The 16179-nt window shown below is 34.7% G+C and carries 18 protein-coding genes and 1 tRNA gene; 13 read left to right on the top strand and 6 right to left on the bottom strand.

The genetic code is table 11. The features are described from left to right. Positions 1-94 precede the first annotated feature (94 nt). Together nadA and C1634_RS25990 are read left to right on the top strand one after the other, a co-directional pair. Positions 95-1114, top strand: a complete 1020-nt coding sequence (gene nadA / locus C1634_RS10080) for a quinolinate synthase NadA (RefSeq protein ID WP_103233140.1) — start codon at positions 95-97, stop codon at positions 1112-1114. A 52-nt stretch (positions 1115-1166) separates the two neighbouring features. Further along, positions 1167-1328 carry a bacteriocin-like protein gene (locus C1634_RS25990; protein ID WP_153816329.1) on the top strand — a complete coding sequence of 54 codons (162 nt, stop codon included), beginning with the start codon at positions 1167-1169 and terminating at the stop codon, positions 1326-1328. 36 nt (positions 1329-1364) lie between these two features. On the opposite strand, the gene C1634_RS25805 is transcribed toward C1634_RS25990, so the two are convergent. The 5 genes from C1634_RS25805 to C1634_RS26560 all read right to left on the bottom strand — a co-directional run bounded on the left by C1634_RS25805 (position 1365) and on the right by C1634_RS26560 (position 2539). Further along, positions 1365-1574 (bottom strand): bacteriocin-like protein, encoded by a 210-nt coding sequence (locus tag C1634_RS25805; protein WP_449397295.1) that lies wholly within the window; start codon positions 1572-1574, stop codon positions 1365-1367. Between the two features lie 65 nt (positions 1575-1639). Further along, complete coding sequence (locus tag C1634_RS10075; RefSeq protein ID WP_103233139.1) at positions 1640-1837, bottom strand: hypothetical protein; 198 nt, start codon at positions 1835-1837, stop codon at positions 1640-1642. 63 nt (positions 1838-1900) lie between these two features. Then, positions 1901-2071, bottom strand: a complete 171-nt coding sequence (locus tag C1634_RS25985; RefSeq protein ID WP_153816328.1) for a bacteriocin-like protein — start codon at positions 2069-2071, stop codon at positions 1901-1903. Between the two features lie 58 nt (positions 2072-2129). Beyond that, positions 2130-2324, bottom strand: a complete 195-nt coding sequence (locus tag C1634_RS10070; protein WP_103233138.1) for a bacteriocin-like protein — start codon at positions 2322-2324, stop codon at positions 2130-2132. Between the two features lie 14 nt (positions 2325-2338). Then, on the bottom strand, positions 2339-2539 hold the full coding sequence (locus tag C1634_RS26560) for a bacteriocin-like protein (protein ID WP_103233137.1): 201 nt from the start codon (positions 2537-2539) through the stop codon (positions 2339-2341). Between the two features lie 335 nt (positions 2540-2874). Here C1634_RS26560 and thrA point away from each other — a divergent pair, with 335 nt between their 5' ends. The 9 genes from thrA (at position 2875) to C1634_RS10020 (ending at position 12646) form a co-directional block, all read left to right on the top strand. Further along, a complete protein-coding gene (gene thrA, locus C1634_RS10060) occupies positions 2875-5322 on the top strand; it encodes a bifunctional aspartate kinase/homoserine dehydrogenase I (protein WP_103233136.1) in 2448 nt (815 codons plus the stop codon). A 10-nt stretch (positions 5323-5332) separates the two neighbouring features. Next, complete coding sequence (locus C1634_RS10055; RefSeq protein WP_109738351.1) at positions 5333-6259, top strand: homoserine kinase; 927 nt, start codon at positions 5333-5335, stop codon at positions 6257-6259. Between the two features lie 16 nt (positions 6260-6275). Next, on the top strand, positions 6276-7580 hold the full coding sequence (gene thrC, locus C1634_RS10050; RefSeq protein WP_103233147.1) for a threonine synthase: 1305 nt from the start codon (positions 6276-6278) through the stop codon (positions 7578-7580). 4 nt (positions 7581-7584) lie between these two features. Next, on the top strand, positions 7585-7953 hold the full coding sequence (folB, locus tag C1634_RS10045) for a dihydroneopterin aldolase (protein ID WP_109738451.1): 369 nt from the start codon (positions 7585-7587) through the stop codon (positions 7951-7953). Positions 7954-7988: 35 nt separating this feature from the next. Next, positions 7989-9353, top strand: a complete 1365-nt coding sequence (locus C1634_RS10040) for a DUF4403 family protein (protein ID WP_103235380.1) — start codon at positions 7989-7991, stop codon at positions 9351-9353. 42 nt (positions 9354-9395) lie between these two features. Further along, positions 9396-9905 carry an RDD family protein gene (locus C1634_RS10035; protein WP_103235381.1) on the top strand — a complete coding sequence of 170 codons (510 nt, stop codon included), beginning with the start codon at positions 9396-9398 and terminating at the stop codon, positions 9903-9905. 58 nt (positions 9906-9963) lie between these two features. Next, positions 9964-10034 (top strand) — tRNA-Cys (locus C1634_RS10030). A gap of 377 nt (positions 10035-10411) precedes the next feature. Then, entirely contained in the window at positions 10412-10681 is a 270-nt protein-coding gene (locus tag C1634_RS10025; RefSeq protein ID WP_103235382.1) for a hypothetical protein, read from the top strand. A 1131-nt stretch (positions 10682-11812) separates the two neighbouring features. Further along, the gene (locus C1634_RS10020; protein WP_103235295.1) at positions 11813-12646 is read left to right on the top strand and encodes a glycosyltransferase family 2 protein; all 834 of its coding nucleotides are present in this window, start codon (positions 11813-11815) and stop codon (positions 12644-12646) included. 478 nt (positions 12647-13124) lie between these two features. On the opposite strand, the gene C1634_RS10015 is transcribed toward C1634_RS10020, so the two are convergent. Continuing rightward, positions 13125-13565 carry a hypothetical protein gene (locus C1634_RS10015; protein ID WP_103235294.1) on the bottom strand — a complete coding sequence of 147 codons (441 nt, stop codon included), beginning with the start codon at positions 13563-13565 and terminating at the stop codon, positions 13125-13127. A 351-nt stretch (positions 13566-13916) separates the two neighbouring features. On the opposite strand from C1634_RS10015, the gene C1634_RS10010 reads away from it, so the two are divergent. Next, complete coding sequence (locus tag C1634_RS10010) at positions 13917-14471, top strand: YMGG-like glycine zipper-containing protein (RefSeq protein WP_103235293.1); 555 nt, start codon at positions 13917-13919, stop codon at positions 14469-14471. Between the two features lie 55 nt (positions 14472-14526). Further along, positions 14527-16161: an LIC_10190 family membrane protein gene (locus C1634_RS10005; RefSeq protein ID WP_165835304.1), complete on the top strand. Its 1635-nt coding sequence runs from the start codon at positions 14527-14529 to the stop codon at positions 16159-16161. Positions 16162-16179 lie beyond the last annotated feature (18 nt).

Raw genomic sequence — 16179 nt, 5'->3', positions numbered from 1 at the left:
ATGGAAGCAGGAGGATGGGAGTAAAATACTACACTCAAAATCTAACTTCTAATTTCTAACCTCTAGCTTCTGATAATAAAAAATTGAGGTTGATATGAGTACCGAAACATTAGAAAAAGCTAAATCTGCAATTCCTGTCAGAGGATTTTTGGATATAAAAGATATTGCCATCCCTCAGGGAGAAGAACTGGTAAAAGCCATTCTTAAACTTAAAGAGGAAAAAAATGCTGTCATTCTTGCCCATTATTACCAACCGGGGGAGATTCAGGATATTGCTGATTTCCTGGGTGATTCTTTACAGCTGGCAAGACAGGCAAAAGAAACGAATGCTGACATGATTGTATTCTGTGGAGTACACTTCATGGCGGAAGCTGCAAAAATTTTGAACCCAACTAAAAAAGTAGTTCTTCCTGACACCATGGCCGGATGCTCTCTGGCAGACGGTTGTTCCGGAGAAGGATTAAGAAAAATGCGTGAACAGCACCCGAATGCTTTAATTGCTACTTACATCAACTGTAATGCAGAAACTAAAGCAGAAAGTGATATTATCGTAACAAGTTCAAATGCTGAAACAGTCATTGAAGCACTTCCGAAAGACAGACCTATTATTTTCGCACCGGATAAAAACCTGGGAAGATATTTATCTAAAAAAACAGGACGTGATATGATTCTTTGGGATGGAAGCTGCATTGTACACGAAGCTTTTTCAATGGAAAGAATTGCTCAGCAGCTGGCTGACAATCCGGATTCAAAAATGATTGCTCACCCTGAAAGTGAAGAAGCTGTACTGAAACTTGCTCACTTTATTGGTTCCACTTCTGCCCTATTAGATTACGTAGAAAAAGACGACTGTCAGAAGTTTATCATTGCCACTGAAGAAGGAATTCTGCACGAAATGAGAAAACGTGCTCCTCACAAGGAATTGATCCCTGCCCTGGTTTTTGATGAAAGCTGTAACTGTTCAGAATGTTTCTATATGAAGCGTAATACAATGGAAAAATTGTATTTATGTATGAAATACGAGCTTCCTGAAATTCTTATCGAAGAAGAATTAAGATTAAAAGCATTGAAACCGATTGAGGCAATGCTTGATCTTTCAAAAAGCATAAAATAATTTTTTTGTTATTCAATATTTATTATATTTAGTATTCAAACTAATAATAAATATGAAAAATCTAAAAAAATTAGACAGAAGAAGTCTTAAAAATGTAAACGGAGGCAGTGGTATATGTAACCTAAACTGCGAAATACATGAAACCTGTGGTTCAGGATGTAATGGAGAATTGATCTGCGTACCAAGAGGAATGTATATTCCCGATAACTGTTAAAAAAATAAAGCACTGTTTTCACAGTGCTTTTTTATTTTAGTCAGCAGTAATCGCAACAAAGCAATCTACACTTACCATCACACACATTCTGCAGTTTTCTGACAGATGCCAATAGGCCTCACACGAAGGATCATTGGATGAACCCGGCCCAAAAACAAGGTGGGTAGGGCAACCGTCACAACGAGAAACGCCAGCGCCTTTCACTTGTTCTAAATTCCTTCTGTTCAATTTCTTTAAATTTTTCATAGTAGTTTTAATTAAATTCTGATTTTGATATTTTTTACAACAAATTGATACTCTTTACTATTTTTCTAGCTCTCAAGAACCGGACAGCTGCCAGGAATAGATGGATCATAAGGAAAAAAGTAAAAACAAACTTTACTCCCTTTCAAATCCGTACATACTGCACAACCTCTTGGCCCGCAATCAAGGTCTACAGCACAGGTATCTCCTCCACCTCCAATAATAGCTCTTAAATTTGCTCTGTTTAGTTTTTTTGAATTTCTCATGGTCGTTTTAATTTTTAAATTAAGTTTTGATTTTTTCCATTGGATAGTACAAGCAGCCAATACTTACAGCATTGGTGCATAGCAGGTTCCTCCCGGTTTCAGCCAGCATCCCCATTTTCCTCCTCCACGGAAACATACAAATTGTTCTCCTCCACATGCTTCAATCTGAACATCAGTGAAGCCACCCTTGATACTTTTTTTATCCTCTCTTGATAGTTTTTTGATTGTTTTCATATTGTAATAATTTTAGTATTTGGTAATAAAAGAACAACACCCTTTTTGTCGTTAAAAATTAATAAGGACCGGAGCATTCAAAGCTCACCAACACCCTTCCTTTACAACATGCCGGTAATGCATTATAATCATCACATGATCTCGGCTCACCTGGTCCGTAAGGTCCGGCAGGACAATTTTCAAAACAGTTATTCACATCTCCCCCACTCACTGATTTCAGATTTTGGCGGTTTAATTTTTTTAAATTTTTCATATTATTTTTTTTGATTAGCCTTCAGGATAGATACATTGTGAACTTACGAATACACAGGATTTGCAGCGTCCCGGTAATGCATCATATTCTTCGCAAGAATGCGCAAAGTTAGGTCCTGGGCCATACCCTCCTCCAGTAGGACATCCATCACATCTGAATGCTGCTCCACTGATTTGCCCTAACTCTTTTCGAGAAATTTTCTTTAAATTTTTCATGGTTATTTCGTTATTAGTTAATCTGATAAATATAACATTTTTAATCAATTACAACAAATATATCTCCAAAAAAAGGAAATATATTTTATGATGCTAATAAGTTGGCTGTTCCAAAATAATTTGTACATTTGTTCCGTAACAATGAGTTTATTAAGAAACATATCTGATATTCCTGCCCTGAAATCACCTATTTCAGGCGGATCTTCTGTTTCTACATTCACAACTACAACAACTACCCCATAACGGGGTAAATTTTCACATATTATTTCCGGTACCTGTACTCTTTTTTTAAAAGAGGCAACATTTCCTTTTACCCAACTTCAAAAAAATAATTGATGAAAGTTTTAAAATTCGGCGGAACATCAGTCGCCCATTCTCAGAATATATTACTGGTAGAAAATATCATAAAAAGTGAATCTTTAAAAAGCAGGGTCGTTGTAATCGTATCAGCTCTTCATGGTGTTACCGACCAGCTGATCAAAGCAGCAGAAAATGCTTCCATTAAAGATGAAAGTTATATACAGATTGTTCAGAATCTTGAAGAAAAACATATCAACCTCGTCAAAGAACTGTTCTCAATTACAGAACAAAGCTCCTGGCTAAGCTTTGTTAAAAAGCATTTCAATGACATCGAAGATCTTTACAATGGAATTTTTGTTCTTGGTGAACTTACGGACAGGATCAAAGATAAAGTGGCATCCTATGGAGAATTTCTTTCTTCAAAAATTATAGCAGCAAGACTTCAGCACAAAGGATTAGATTGTGTCTGGATGAACTCTGCAGATCTGATCAAAACAGACAGCAATTTTACCAATGCAAAAGTAGATTTTGAATGCACAGAAAGTAATATCGTCAGGTTTCTTAATGAAAATCAAAATCGTATCATTGTGGGACCTGGTTTTATAGCCTGCGACGAAAAAAACAATGCAACAACATTAGGAAGAGGCGGTTCTGATTATTCAGCATCCATTATAGCGGCATCTATACAAGCAGAAGAACTTCAGATCTGGACAGATGTAAGCGGAATGATGACCGCTGATCCCCGTCTTGCTTCCAATGCTAAACCTATTGCAGAAATATCTTATCATGAAGCGATGGAACTTTCTCATTTCGGAGCTAAGGTACTTTATCCCCCTTCCATTCAGCCTGTCATGATTAAGAATATAGATTTGATCATTAAAAATACTTTTGATCCTGCCGCTCCGGGAACTTTAATTTCTCCCCATCTGAAATCATCCGATCATGAAAAACAGATTGCGGTAGGTATCTCCAATATGAACAGCGTTGCCCTGCTCACACTGGAAGGCAGTGGAATGGTAGGAATTCCGGGGATTTCTGCCAAACTTTTTCAGTGTTTGAGTCATGAAAAAATTAATGTAATCCTCATTACACAAGGATCTTCAGAACATTCTATCACCATTGCTATTGATGAGAAAGAAGCATTACGCGCTGAAAATGCAATAAATTCTTCTTTTGCCGATGATATTAATCTGAAAAGAGTATATCCTATAAAAATTGAAACCACCCTTTCCATTGTAGCGCTGGTGGGAGAAAGTATGAAAAGTAAAAGTGGTGTAAGTGCAAAAATGTTCGGATGTCTGGGAAATAACGGGATCAATATAAGAGCGATTGCACAGGGATCTTCAGAGAGAAATATCAGTATTGTTATTTCAGAAAAAGACAGCAAAAAAGCAGTGAATGTCCTTCATGAAGAGTTTTTTGAATCTGAAATTAAACAAATCCATGTCTATATCTGCGGAACTGGAAATGTAGGATCAAAACTGATCCAGCAGATTTATGACCAGAATGCTTTTTTAAAAGAAAACTTCTTGATCAATCTGAGAATTGCTGGGATTTCCAACAGCCGTCATATGCTATTTTCGGATAATGGAATATCTTATGAACAGTACCTTATATGGAATCAACAGGGCGAAAAAGCCTCTCCATCGAAATTTGCTGAGGAAATTATACGCAGGAATCTCAGAAACTCAGTTTTCGTTGATGTGACTGCAAGTTCTGACCTACCGGAAATCTATGAAAGCCTCTTAAAAAGAAGTGTTAATATCGTGGCCTGTAATAAAATTGCAGCTTCTTCAGATATAAAAAAATATAAATCTTTAAAAAACACAGCAAGAAACCACAACTGCAATTTTTATTTTGAAACCAATGTAGGAGCCGGACTTCCGGTCATAGGAACGATCAACGATCTTATCAAAAGCGGAGATAAAATTCAATCTATCCAGGCTGTTTTAAGTGGAACATTGAATTTTGTTTTTAATGAGTATGACGGCAGCAGAACATTTTCCGAAGTAGTAGCTCAGGCTCAGCAAGAAGGATATACAGAACCGGATCCAAGACTTGATCTTTCGGGAACTGATGTGGCAAGAAAAATTTTAATCCTTGCAAGAGAAGCCGGATATCCGCTTCAGTTTGAAGAGATTGAAAATATAGGTTTTCTGCCGGAAGAATGTATGCAGGGAAGCGTTGCTGACTTTTATGAAAAGCTTACAGTATATGAAGATCATTTTAAAAACTTATTGAATCATGCTAAAAATGAAGGCAAAATATTAAAATACGTCGCAGAGTTTGAAGAGGGAAAAGCAAAAGTAGGCTTACAGCATATCGCTCCGGGCAGTGATCTATTTCATCTTTATGGCAAGGACAATATCGTCATTTTTAAAACTCTCAGATATTCCGAACAGCCTTTGGTGGTCAAAGGAGCCGGAGCCGGAGCTGACGTAACGGCAAGTGGAGTTTTCGCAGATATTATTCGTTCTATTTAAAAATACAATTATGAAAAAAGTAAAATTAAAAGTACCCGCTACTGTTGCCAATCTGGTCTGTGGATTTGATATCTTAGGAATGGCAGTTCATGAGCCATACGATGAGATGGAATTCAGATTATTGGAAACCCCGGAAATTATTATAAAACATACTGACTCTTTTGGACTTCCTGAAGAACCTTCAAGGAATGTTGCCGGTATTGTCTTATTAAAAATTCAGGAATATTTTAATCTGAAAAACGGTTTTGAAGTCATTATCCATAAACATATAAAACCCGGCAGCGGGCTCGGCTCCAGCGCGGCAAGTGCCGCAGGAGCCGCTCTTGGAGCCAATCTATTATTAGGAAATAAGCTGTCAAAGGATGAAATGATTCATTTTGCCATGTTTGGTGAAGAGCTGGCTTCAGGAGTACGTCATGCAGATAATATAGCACCGTGCATCTATGGCGGAATTACATTGGTAAAATCAACGAATCCAATTGATATTATTCCCCTGAATAGTCCTGATTTATTTGTAACCGCAGTACACCCGCAGGTGGAAGTGAAAACTTCGGATGCAAGACAGATTTTAAAGAAAAATATCACATTGAAAAGTGCTGTTGAACAATGGGGAAATATAGCCGGACTGGTGGCAGGGATTCAGAAAAATGATTTTCCGTTGATTGGCAGAAGTCTCCACGATGTCATCATTGAGCCTATCCGCAGTATTCTGATTCCAAAGTTCGACGAAATTAAAGAAAAAAGTCTGCAATTGGGAGCTCTAGGAGGCGGAATATCCGGATCAGGACCTTCCATTTTCATGTTAGCAGAGAAAAAGGAAACCGCAGAAAAAATCTCCCAAATGATGAAATCAGTGTATGATGAGATTGAAATAGAAAGTCTAGTCTATGTTTCAAAAATAAATCCTGCAGGCATTGAAATCGTTGAAGAAGCTTAACCCTAAAAAAACAAAAATGAAATATTATAATTTAAAAGATTCCTTGGAAAAAGTAGATTTCAGAGAAGCAACTATAAAAGGTCAGGGAAAAGAAAAAGGATTATTTTTTCCTGAAAACATTCCTCAGTTTGACGATGAATTTATTCAAAACCTCCATCAGTATTCCAACGAAGAAATTGCGTACCAATGCATGAAAGATTTTGTGGGAGATGAAATTCCTTCAGAAATATTAAAAGAAATTGTTGCAGAAACCGTTAGTTTTGAAATTCCGCTGGTAAAAATCAGTGAGCAGATATCTATTCTGGAACTGTTTCATGGCCCTACGTTAGCCTTTAAAGATATTGGAGCGAGATTCATGAGCCGCTGCCTATCTTATTTTCTGAAAGATCAGCAAAAAAAAGTTACTGTTCTTGTCGCAACTTCGGGAGATACCGGAGGTGCTGTCGCCCATGGGTTTTATAAAACGCCGCAGATCAATGTGGTTATTCTGTATCCCAAAAACAGGGTAAGCCCGGTTCAGGAAAAACAACTGACCGCATTAGGAGAAAATATTTCTGCACTGGAAGTAAACGGCAGTTTTGATGACTGTCAGAATCTTGTAAAACAGGCTTTTTCGGATGAAGAAATCAACAGTCGATTGTTTCTTACTTCTGCCAATTCTATTAATGTTGCGAGATGGCTTCCTCAACAGATTTATTATTTGATCGCCTTAAAACAATGGATCCAGCATTATAAAGAACAGCCTGTCATCTGTGTCCCAAGTGGAAATTTTGGAAATATCTGTGCCGGGCTTCTAACACATTTCAGAGGTTTGCCGGCCAGCCATTTTATCGCAGCCTGTAATGCCAACCATGTGGTTCCTGATTATTTTAAAACCGAAAACTATCAGCCACAAAAAGCAGTTCCTACCCTATCCAATGCTATGGATGTGGGCAATCCAAGCAATTTCGTAAGGATTTTGGAGCTTTTCGGGCACCAGTTTGAAGTCTTAAAAAATAAAATATCAGCCTACTCCATTGATGATCACAAAACAATGAATACCATCACAGAAGTCTATGGGAAATACGGACATATTCTGGAGCCTCACAGTGCCGTTGCATTTGCTGCAATGGAAGAATATCTGCAAGAAAATCCTGACCAAAAAGGGTTTATTCTGGGTACTGCTCATCCGGTGAAATTCCCCGATGCAGTGGAAAAAGCAATTCATACCCAGATTAGAATTCCGGGATCATTGAATGAACTGATGAAAAAGCAGAAAAAAACTGTTGAAATAAATTCAGATTTTGAAGAATTAAGACGATTTTTGCTTGATAAAATATGAAGCAATGAGCAAAATATATCTTGAAGATGTACGAATATATGCATACCATGGTGTACTCCCTGAAGAAAACATTATCGGAACGTATTATATCCTGAACGTAGAACTTCATACCGATCTATGGAAAGCGGCAGAATCTGATGATCTGAATGATACGATAAGCTATGCAGATATCAATTATATTCTCCATAAGGAAATGAAAATAAAATCCCAACTACTGGAACATGTAGCCGGAAGAATGATTTCAAAAATTCGCGACAGCTTTCCACAGATCGATTATATAAAATTAAAAATCACGAAAACAGCCCCACCCATGGAGGGAGAAATGAAAGGCGCCAGCATTGAGCTTGAAAAAAGCTTTAAACCGGAAAATTAAAATTCTTATTTTCGTTCATTAAAAAAACATACAAATTGAAATTCGTTAAAATATTATTTTTAGTAGCAGGAATCAGCACTTTCGGGCAGAACAGCGTTGATAATCAGCTGGCAAGTTATAACTTTCCAAAGATAAAGTCCAGTATTACCATGCCTGTGACCATTCCTCTTTCGGAACTCAGTAATATGATCAATGCTTCTGTGAAAGATCTTGTTTATCAGGATGATTCTTATACAGACAACAACAATGATCAGTTTAAGGTGAAAGTCTGGAAAACCAGACCTATTCGTCTGGTAGGTGGAACCAGTCAGAATCTCTTAATTGAAGTTCCCTTAAAAATATGGGCAGAAAAAGGGATTGGTACTTTGGGCGTATATACGTATCAGAATACCACTTTTGAAACGGTAATGTCATTCAATACCACCGTTACATTTAAAAATAACTGGACCATTATCACCAATACACAACCCAACGGCTTCAGATGGGTAACCAAACCTGTTCTGGATTATGGAAGAATTCAGATTCCTATTACTTCTATCGTTGAAAAAAGCTTAAAAGAACAGCAGGAAAAATTCTGTAAAACAATAGACCAGCAAATGGCAACGCAATTGAATTTCCAGCAATATGCCTTAATGGCCTGGAATACTTTTCTGCAGCCTTTTAATATCTCGGAAGAATATAATACATGGTTGAAGGTAAGCCCCATGACGGTCAATATTACACCTTTGAAATTCTACGGAAATGAGATCAGTGCGATTCTTGGTGTGGATATTTATTCCGAAACTTTTACAGGAAGTAAGCCTGCAGCATCTTTACCGGTGACCAATGTTGCTAACTTTAATACCACTCCTACTGTTGCGGATAAGTTTATCTTACAAACCACCGCCAATATTCCTTTCACGGAAGCTAGTAATATGGCCAGAAAAACCTTTCTGAACAAGGAATTTGATATCCGTGATTCTAAAGTGAAAGTAACGGATATCAGAGTATATGGCGTTGATAACAGAGTAGTCATTGAGGCTCAGACCGATGGTTATATAAAAGGAACGTCCATTATTTCCGGAATTCCGGTGTATGATGAAATGAAACGAAAAATTGTTTTATCGGAAACCAAATTCAAACTGAAAACCACCAATATTCTGCAGAAAACAGCCTCTCTCCTATTCCAGGGGAAGATCGTAAAAATGATTGAAGAAGAATATGGTATTCCAACTCAGGAAATGGAAGAGGCTTCCAGAAAAAGTATTGAACAAGCCTTTAACAAAGAATATTATAAAGGTTTAAAGATGAACGGAAAAGTGTTCAATCTTAAGCCAAGCAAAATTCTTCTCAGTAATACAGGAATCACCGCCGTTATTGATACCAATGCTTCGTTGAAACTATTGGTGAACGGATTTTAAAATTTTAAATAAAAAACAAAACTAAAAAACTAATAACCAACCATGAGAAAATATTTAGTCGTTGTAGATCGAAACAGATCTCAGAAATGGGCAAGGTTTGCCAATCTTCTTATTGACAGACTTGTAATCGTTCTTATCTTCCTTGTTTACGGATTTATTTCATCCATAATATATGAACTTACAGGCAATTACTTTTTCGTAAATATCGCTTATAAAATGTCGGAAGTCGATAGGTTGACCGATATACTGATAACCTCTACCGTTTATTTCATCTATACCCTTCTCATCGAATATTTTACTAAAGGTCGATCTATAGGGAAGTATATTACAGGAAGTAAAGTTATTTGTATTGATGGTACCGAGCCTACTTTTAATGATTATCTTATCAGAAATATTTCCAGAATTGTCCCTTTTGATGTGCTGTCTTTCTTAGGTGAAAATGGCTGGCATGACAAATGGAGCGAAACAAGAGTTATTAACATTAAAAATTATCAGGCTGAAATTCAAGCAAAAAGCGATATAGACGATCTTGGAAAGAAACAAATTGCTTAAAAATTTTTGTTCATAAAGAAATTTTGCTATATTTGCACACCTCAAAAATGGTAAAAATGGTACTTTGGCCGAGCGGCTAGGCAGTGGTCTGCAACACCATCTACAGCGGTTCGAATCCGCTAGGTACCTCATAAGAAACCTCTAATTTATTTAGAGGTTTTTTTGTTTTCTATTTTTCCAATATCCGACAAAAAAGTGCAGGCATTTATTTCTTTTTTTAGATTACTATAAGCTAATCACCTGTATATTTTTATATTTGCGAAAAATCATATTCATATCTAAATAAAATATAACCATGTTTTTATTATTATCATCAACTCATATTATAATTTTGGCCATCATATTACTACTAATTGCCTTTTGTAGCATGTATGGCTTTTACATGTTAATAAAGACCGCAGTTAAAAAAGGGATTAAAGAATCCAAAGAAAAATAATAGTGTCCTCCGGATTTTTAAATAACGCTTTAAAATAATCGTATATTGGTAAGACTAAAATCAAATATTGATGATACACTTTACCCCTGAAGAAAAAAGCTTATTATTAGCAGCAATGCAATATGAAAAAGAAATACAAGACAGGTCAGATGATGAAGAACTTGAATATGTAGAAGAAATAGAAGAGGAAATTCAAAGAGAAAATGTTTTTATTTCAAGAAGACAAATTGACTCACTCATCATTTATTTAGGATCCCTACTTGACAAGAAAGATCAATATAACAGCGGTGAAGTTCTGGCTTTAGAAAGCAAATTAGACGATTTATCCAACCTACCATAATCAATATCCTCACTATCCGGTGGGGATTTTTATTTTCAATATACATCTATCGTCACAAATATTACATCGAACTCTCGCAAAAACATTCTTTAAAACAAATTCTTCTACTCCCAAAAAGACATGAATACATACTATAAAATGTGATGAGCTAGGAAATTATCCTATTCAAAAATTAGATGGATCAGTTTGCATTTAGAAGCTGCATCATGTTGGGACAAAAAAAAATCCTCGGAAATTCCGAGGATAAAAACTAATAACCATGAAAACTCAAATTAAACATGAGTTACATTTCTATATTGAAAAATCGTGCCAAGAATATTAATTTTTGGAAAAAAAATTAATTTATTCTTGCAGCAGCAATTTCACCAATTCAGTATTTTAAACCGATTTTACTGATACTTTAAAAACCCCTTCATAATTACCTATAATAGTTTCAGATAAATCTAACACTCCGGCAAAAGTATTAAAAATAAATTAATTTACATTTTAATAAAATAAAATTAATATTCAGAGTATAAAGTTTTTTTTAATATTCACTCTGACAATAAGAAATAGGATAAACTACAAACTGACATACTTTCTTACTTACATTCATCCCCAAAATTAAATATCATGGCAGCAATGGAAAGGAATATCAGCCGGAATAAAACTAAATAAAATTTGAAACATTCTATGATATAAGACCCCCTTTTGAAGTATGAAATTATTTTCAAGGTTCATTATTTCAAAAAAAAGCCTCCAATAAATGGAGGCCTCAAAAAACACAAATGATGAAAAAAATTTTATATCAGAGATAAAAATCATTTTATCTATTAATTTCTACCCAAATATATACCACTCTTTCTTCTTATTTTATGAGTATAATCATAAAATTGTTATTTCTTTTCAATGAGTTCTTTCAGCCTATTGATAGCAATTCTCAAAAAAAGACAATAAACAGCATATGCAAATCATTAACTATATAATTATTCGTCAATATATTACCTCTCTTACATCAATAAACAATAATTAATATATAGTTCATATCCATAATCTCCAAAATATAATAAAAAAATATCAGATACACGATGATCAAGGGTATGTTTTTCATGTATATTATTTTATAATTTTACATCATTAATTCAAAATAACGTGATAAATTTTTCTGTACTTATAGCCAACTATAATAATGGAAAGTATTTCAAGGAATGCTATCATTCTTTAATTAATCAATCCTATAAAAATTGGGAGGTGATCATTATTGATGATGCTTCTACAGATGATTCAGTCGAGATTATAGAATCTTTGATCAAAAATGATTCCCGTTTTAAACTCTACCATAATACAATCAATAAAGGCTGCGGCTTTACAAAAGCCGCATGCATGACCTATGCTCAGGGAGATTTGTGTGCTTTTCTGGATCCGGATGATGCTCTTTATCCGGAAGCCCTGGAAAAAGCAACTCAGGAATTCGTCAGCAGAGATGATCTTGTAGCCGTTTATTCTCAGATGATGCTTTGTGATGAAAAACTTGTTCCTGAAAGAGTGTATGCCGGCACCAAGCAGATTTATAATAATCGATATTTCTTTAACTGCCCTACTCAGTTTGCTCATTTTTTTATATTTAAGAAAGAAACTTATATAAGAACTTCGGGGATTAATCCTAATTTGAAAAATGCAGTAGATCAGGATCTATATCTAAAAATACTGGAACAGGGAGAGATAAAATACATCAAAGAACCTTTATATTTATACAGACTTCATTCTAATGGAATTTCTCAGCAAACAGCAAAACAAAGTGCAAAAGAATCATTTGCCAGAGTGATACATGATACAATGACAAGGCGGGGAATCAAAAAAATCAACAATCAGATTGTTCCGGAGATTTTTACCAGTTCAGATGAGATTTTTGAACTTCTTAATTACCAAATCAACAGAAAACACCGCATAATCAGTAAAATAAAGGCTACATTAGATAGTATATAATAAAAGGCTTCTCATCATGGGAAGTCTTTTTGGTAAAATAAGGAAGGGAAATGTTTTTAGTATAAAAGTTACCCGTATCCAAAAATCTATTATATCTGTAGACTCATAAAGCTTGGAGTAAAAGAAACGGCCTCCGTTAGGAGGCCTAAAAAACACAAATGATGAAAAAAATCTATTTAGAAAAATCTAAACAGAATATTGTAGAATCATTCAATATGAACCTTATTCTCCTATTTCTTTAAGTAGAAATTAGGAAACACCATCGGAACAAAAGAATGAATATTCTTTATAAGAATAAAGCCGCATCCTGAAGATTAAATTAATGTGAATAATTTCAATTAATATATAGACATATTAGTTTTTATTTAATATAAAAAATATTTAATCAAAATAAAAACCACAAACAATCACCTATTGACTAAAAAATCTTCATTTTTGGAAAGCGTAAATGTAGCTAATTATTTTTGGGCTCACAAGCCTATTCCTCCCAAATGATCGGAATATAGACGGTAATATATCCATCAGAATCTACCTGTGCATCAGAAACTGTAGCAACTACCGTTCCATAACCTACCCAGCCTCCCTGACCCTGCATAGCAGAAAAGGTGTAAGTTCCTGCCGGAAGACCATCGTAATATTGCGGAACCGTCTGAAATCCACCGCCATAATAAGTATCATACACTTCTCCGGCAGCCATGTTTTCAGCAAGAAAACTTCCTACATCATAATTTCCTGAAAGAATTTTTGTTCCACTTTTTGAAAGAAGTCCATAACGGATCTTATAAGTCTGAGCTTTTGGGGTAATATCAGATATTCCTGAACATGCTTTATTGGTTTCTACAACTTCCTTTGAGGAAAATGATGTTGCAACAGCCAGCAATCCAATAAATGCTGATACTGTAAAAATTGATTTTTTCATATTAAAAGTATTTGGCACTCAAAATTAATCAACTTATATGAATTTGATAAAAATTATTCATGAATTAAAACTTACAAATGTTCCTGATAAATTTCCTGAACAGTAAAAAACCAATGAAAGATTTTGCTTAAAGAATCAATTTTTCCTTTCTGACGAATTATTTAACATAAAACCAATTTTCAATACGAAACACATAGAATCCCCATCAACAATACAAAATTGACCGGCATTTAAAATTAATTCACTTTTCCTTTACCAAATTTAACACTCATTAACTAAAATTTGGCTTCATAATTGGAAATAAAACTAAAATCAAAGTCGTTTTGGCTTTATCTTATTAAAATTTGAATTATGAGAAAGATAGTATTAGCAGGATTTTTATCCGTCTTATTAATGACAGCCTGCAAGAAAGATGACAGAACTGCCGAGAAATCACTGGAAGTACAGAAACTTGAGTTTCAAGCTAAACAACTTGAAATAGAGAAGCAAAAACTAGCCATTGAAAAAGAAAAACTGGTATATGAAGCCCAGAAAAAAGCAGATAGTATATCAGAAAGCAAAAAAGCAAAAGCTGTTGCTGAGAATAATTCAAAACCACAGGTGATCAGAGAAACACGAACAGTATACAGAGACAGAAGCTCCAATTCCAATTCAGGAGGAAGCAGCAATGGAACTTATGCCAATAACGGAAGCGGTACTTCACAAGGAACCACTAAGAAAAAAGGATGGAGTAAAGCTGCCAAAGGAACCGTAATTGGTACTGTAGGTGGGGCCGCTGCCGGAGCGCTTATCGCTAAGAAAAACAGAGGTCTTGGAGCTGTAATTGGTGGTGTTGTAGGTGGTGCAACCGGTTATACCATTGGTAGATCACAGGATAGAAAAGACGGAAGGGTACAACCTCATTAATAAATATTTTCCCAATACAATATAAAGATTGCTTATTTTTAAGCAATCTTTTTTTATGCTATTGATTCTGCTTTCTTCCATTTTCATCATTCCAGTCTTAATAGGCTGGGGAGAAATCATGGGAAATTTTTCCGGAATACTATATAAAGGAATCACTGGAAAAATCCTATTAGGAATACTGGGAATAAGCCTGATATGGACTGTTATCTCTTTTTTTATTCCTTTAAACATCTATATTGAAATACCTTCTATCGTATTGGGATTATTCTTTTTCTTTAAAAATAAACTCTATCAGGAATTCTATGCGTTTTCAAAGAAAGATTTCATATTAATGAGTGCTGTAAATCTTATTATCTTATTTGCAGGTTCATTTTACCCTTACATATTAGATCATTTCGGATACTATATCCCCACTATTCAATGGCTTACAGAATACGGACTCATAAGAGGAATTTCTAATGTAGATCTCACCTTAGGGCAGATGTCTATTTGGCATATTTTTCAGGCTGGATTTTCAAATTTTTCAGACCCATTTTTAAGAATCAATGCTGTATTACTGATGATCTATACTTTTTATAGTATTGAAAGAAAAAATTGGATACACCTTTGTTTCATCCCGATATTACTATTGTTTTCACAATCACCAAGTCCCGACCTTCCCGTTATTATCTTCTCCCTAATTATTTTAAATGAAATTATAGCCGGAAATAACAAAACACCACTTTTTTTTGCTTTCTCAATTTTCGTTTTTACCATAAAGCCAACCATGATTTGGCTGCCCATATTGGTTTTCCTAAACGCCATTTTTATTTTAAAAGTAAATTTTAAACAATTGCTTTTTGGAGGTTCAATTTTATTATTGTTCTTCATTAAAAACATTTGGACATTCGGTTATCCTGTCTTTCCTGTAGCAATAGGTGATCTAGGAATGTTCTGGAAGCCCAGCCATAAAGCTTTAGAAACTTCTTCACAATTTGCAATCATGAAAACATATGACATGCAATATTCTTATGAGGAAATTCAGAAATTTTCAACTGCCGATCATATTAAAAACTGGTTTTTTCTTGACGGAATCAAATCAAAAATCAATATTCTTTTTATTCTGAGCTTAGGCATTTTTTCAATATTTGCATGGATCAAAAAAAGAAGACTCATTACCCTCATCTGTATTTCATTGTTGATAAAAAGCATATTGATCCTGGCTTTTTCAGCCCAATACAGATTTTTTATAGATGTTTTTTTCGTGATATTCTTTGTCCTGTTTCACGAATATTTTAATCAAAAAAAATCTATTCTTGTTTTTTCGGCGCTCAGTGTATTTTTTATTTCAATGATATCTTTTCCTGGGCTTATCCAAAAATATATTCCAAGTTTCCGGGTGGGAAGCTTTATGACAGGATTTGAAAAAGAACAGCTTTACCAGCCTTCAACGTACAAATTTCAACAGTTCGACACATTCAAAGTAGGAAACTTTACATTTAATGTTTCCCATAATTACCCTTATAGTTTTGACACTCCTCTTCCCGCTATCACCCCTTTCTATATTTTTGATGATGCTAAAGCAGGAATTTTCCCACAGCTTTTTGACAAAAATGATATCAAAAAAGGATTTATCTGGAAAAAAATGACTTCTGAGGAAAAAAAGGAAGCGGAAAAAGTTATTAATAATATCAAAAACATTGATAAATAGAACAAATCCAGAAACTTT

This window comes from Chryseobacterium viscerum, from assembly GCF_002899945.2.
In the GTDB taxonomy this organism is placed as follows: domain Bacteria; phylum Bacteroidota; class Bacteroidia; order Flavobacteriales; family Weeksellaceae; genus Chryseobacterium; species Chryseobacterium viscerum.
This window is presented reverse-complemented; position numbering and strand designations above follow the sequence as displayed.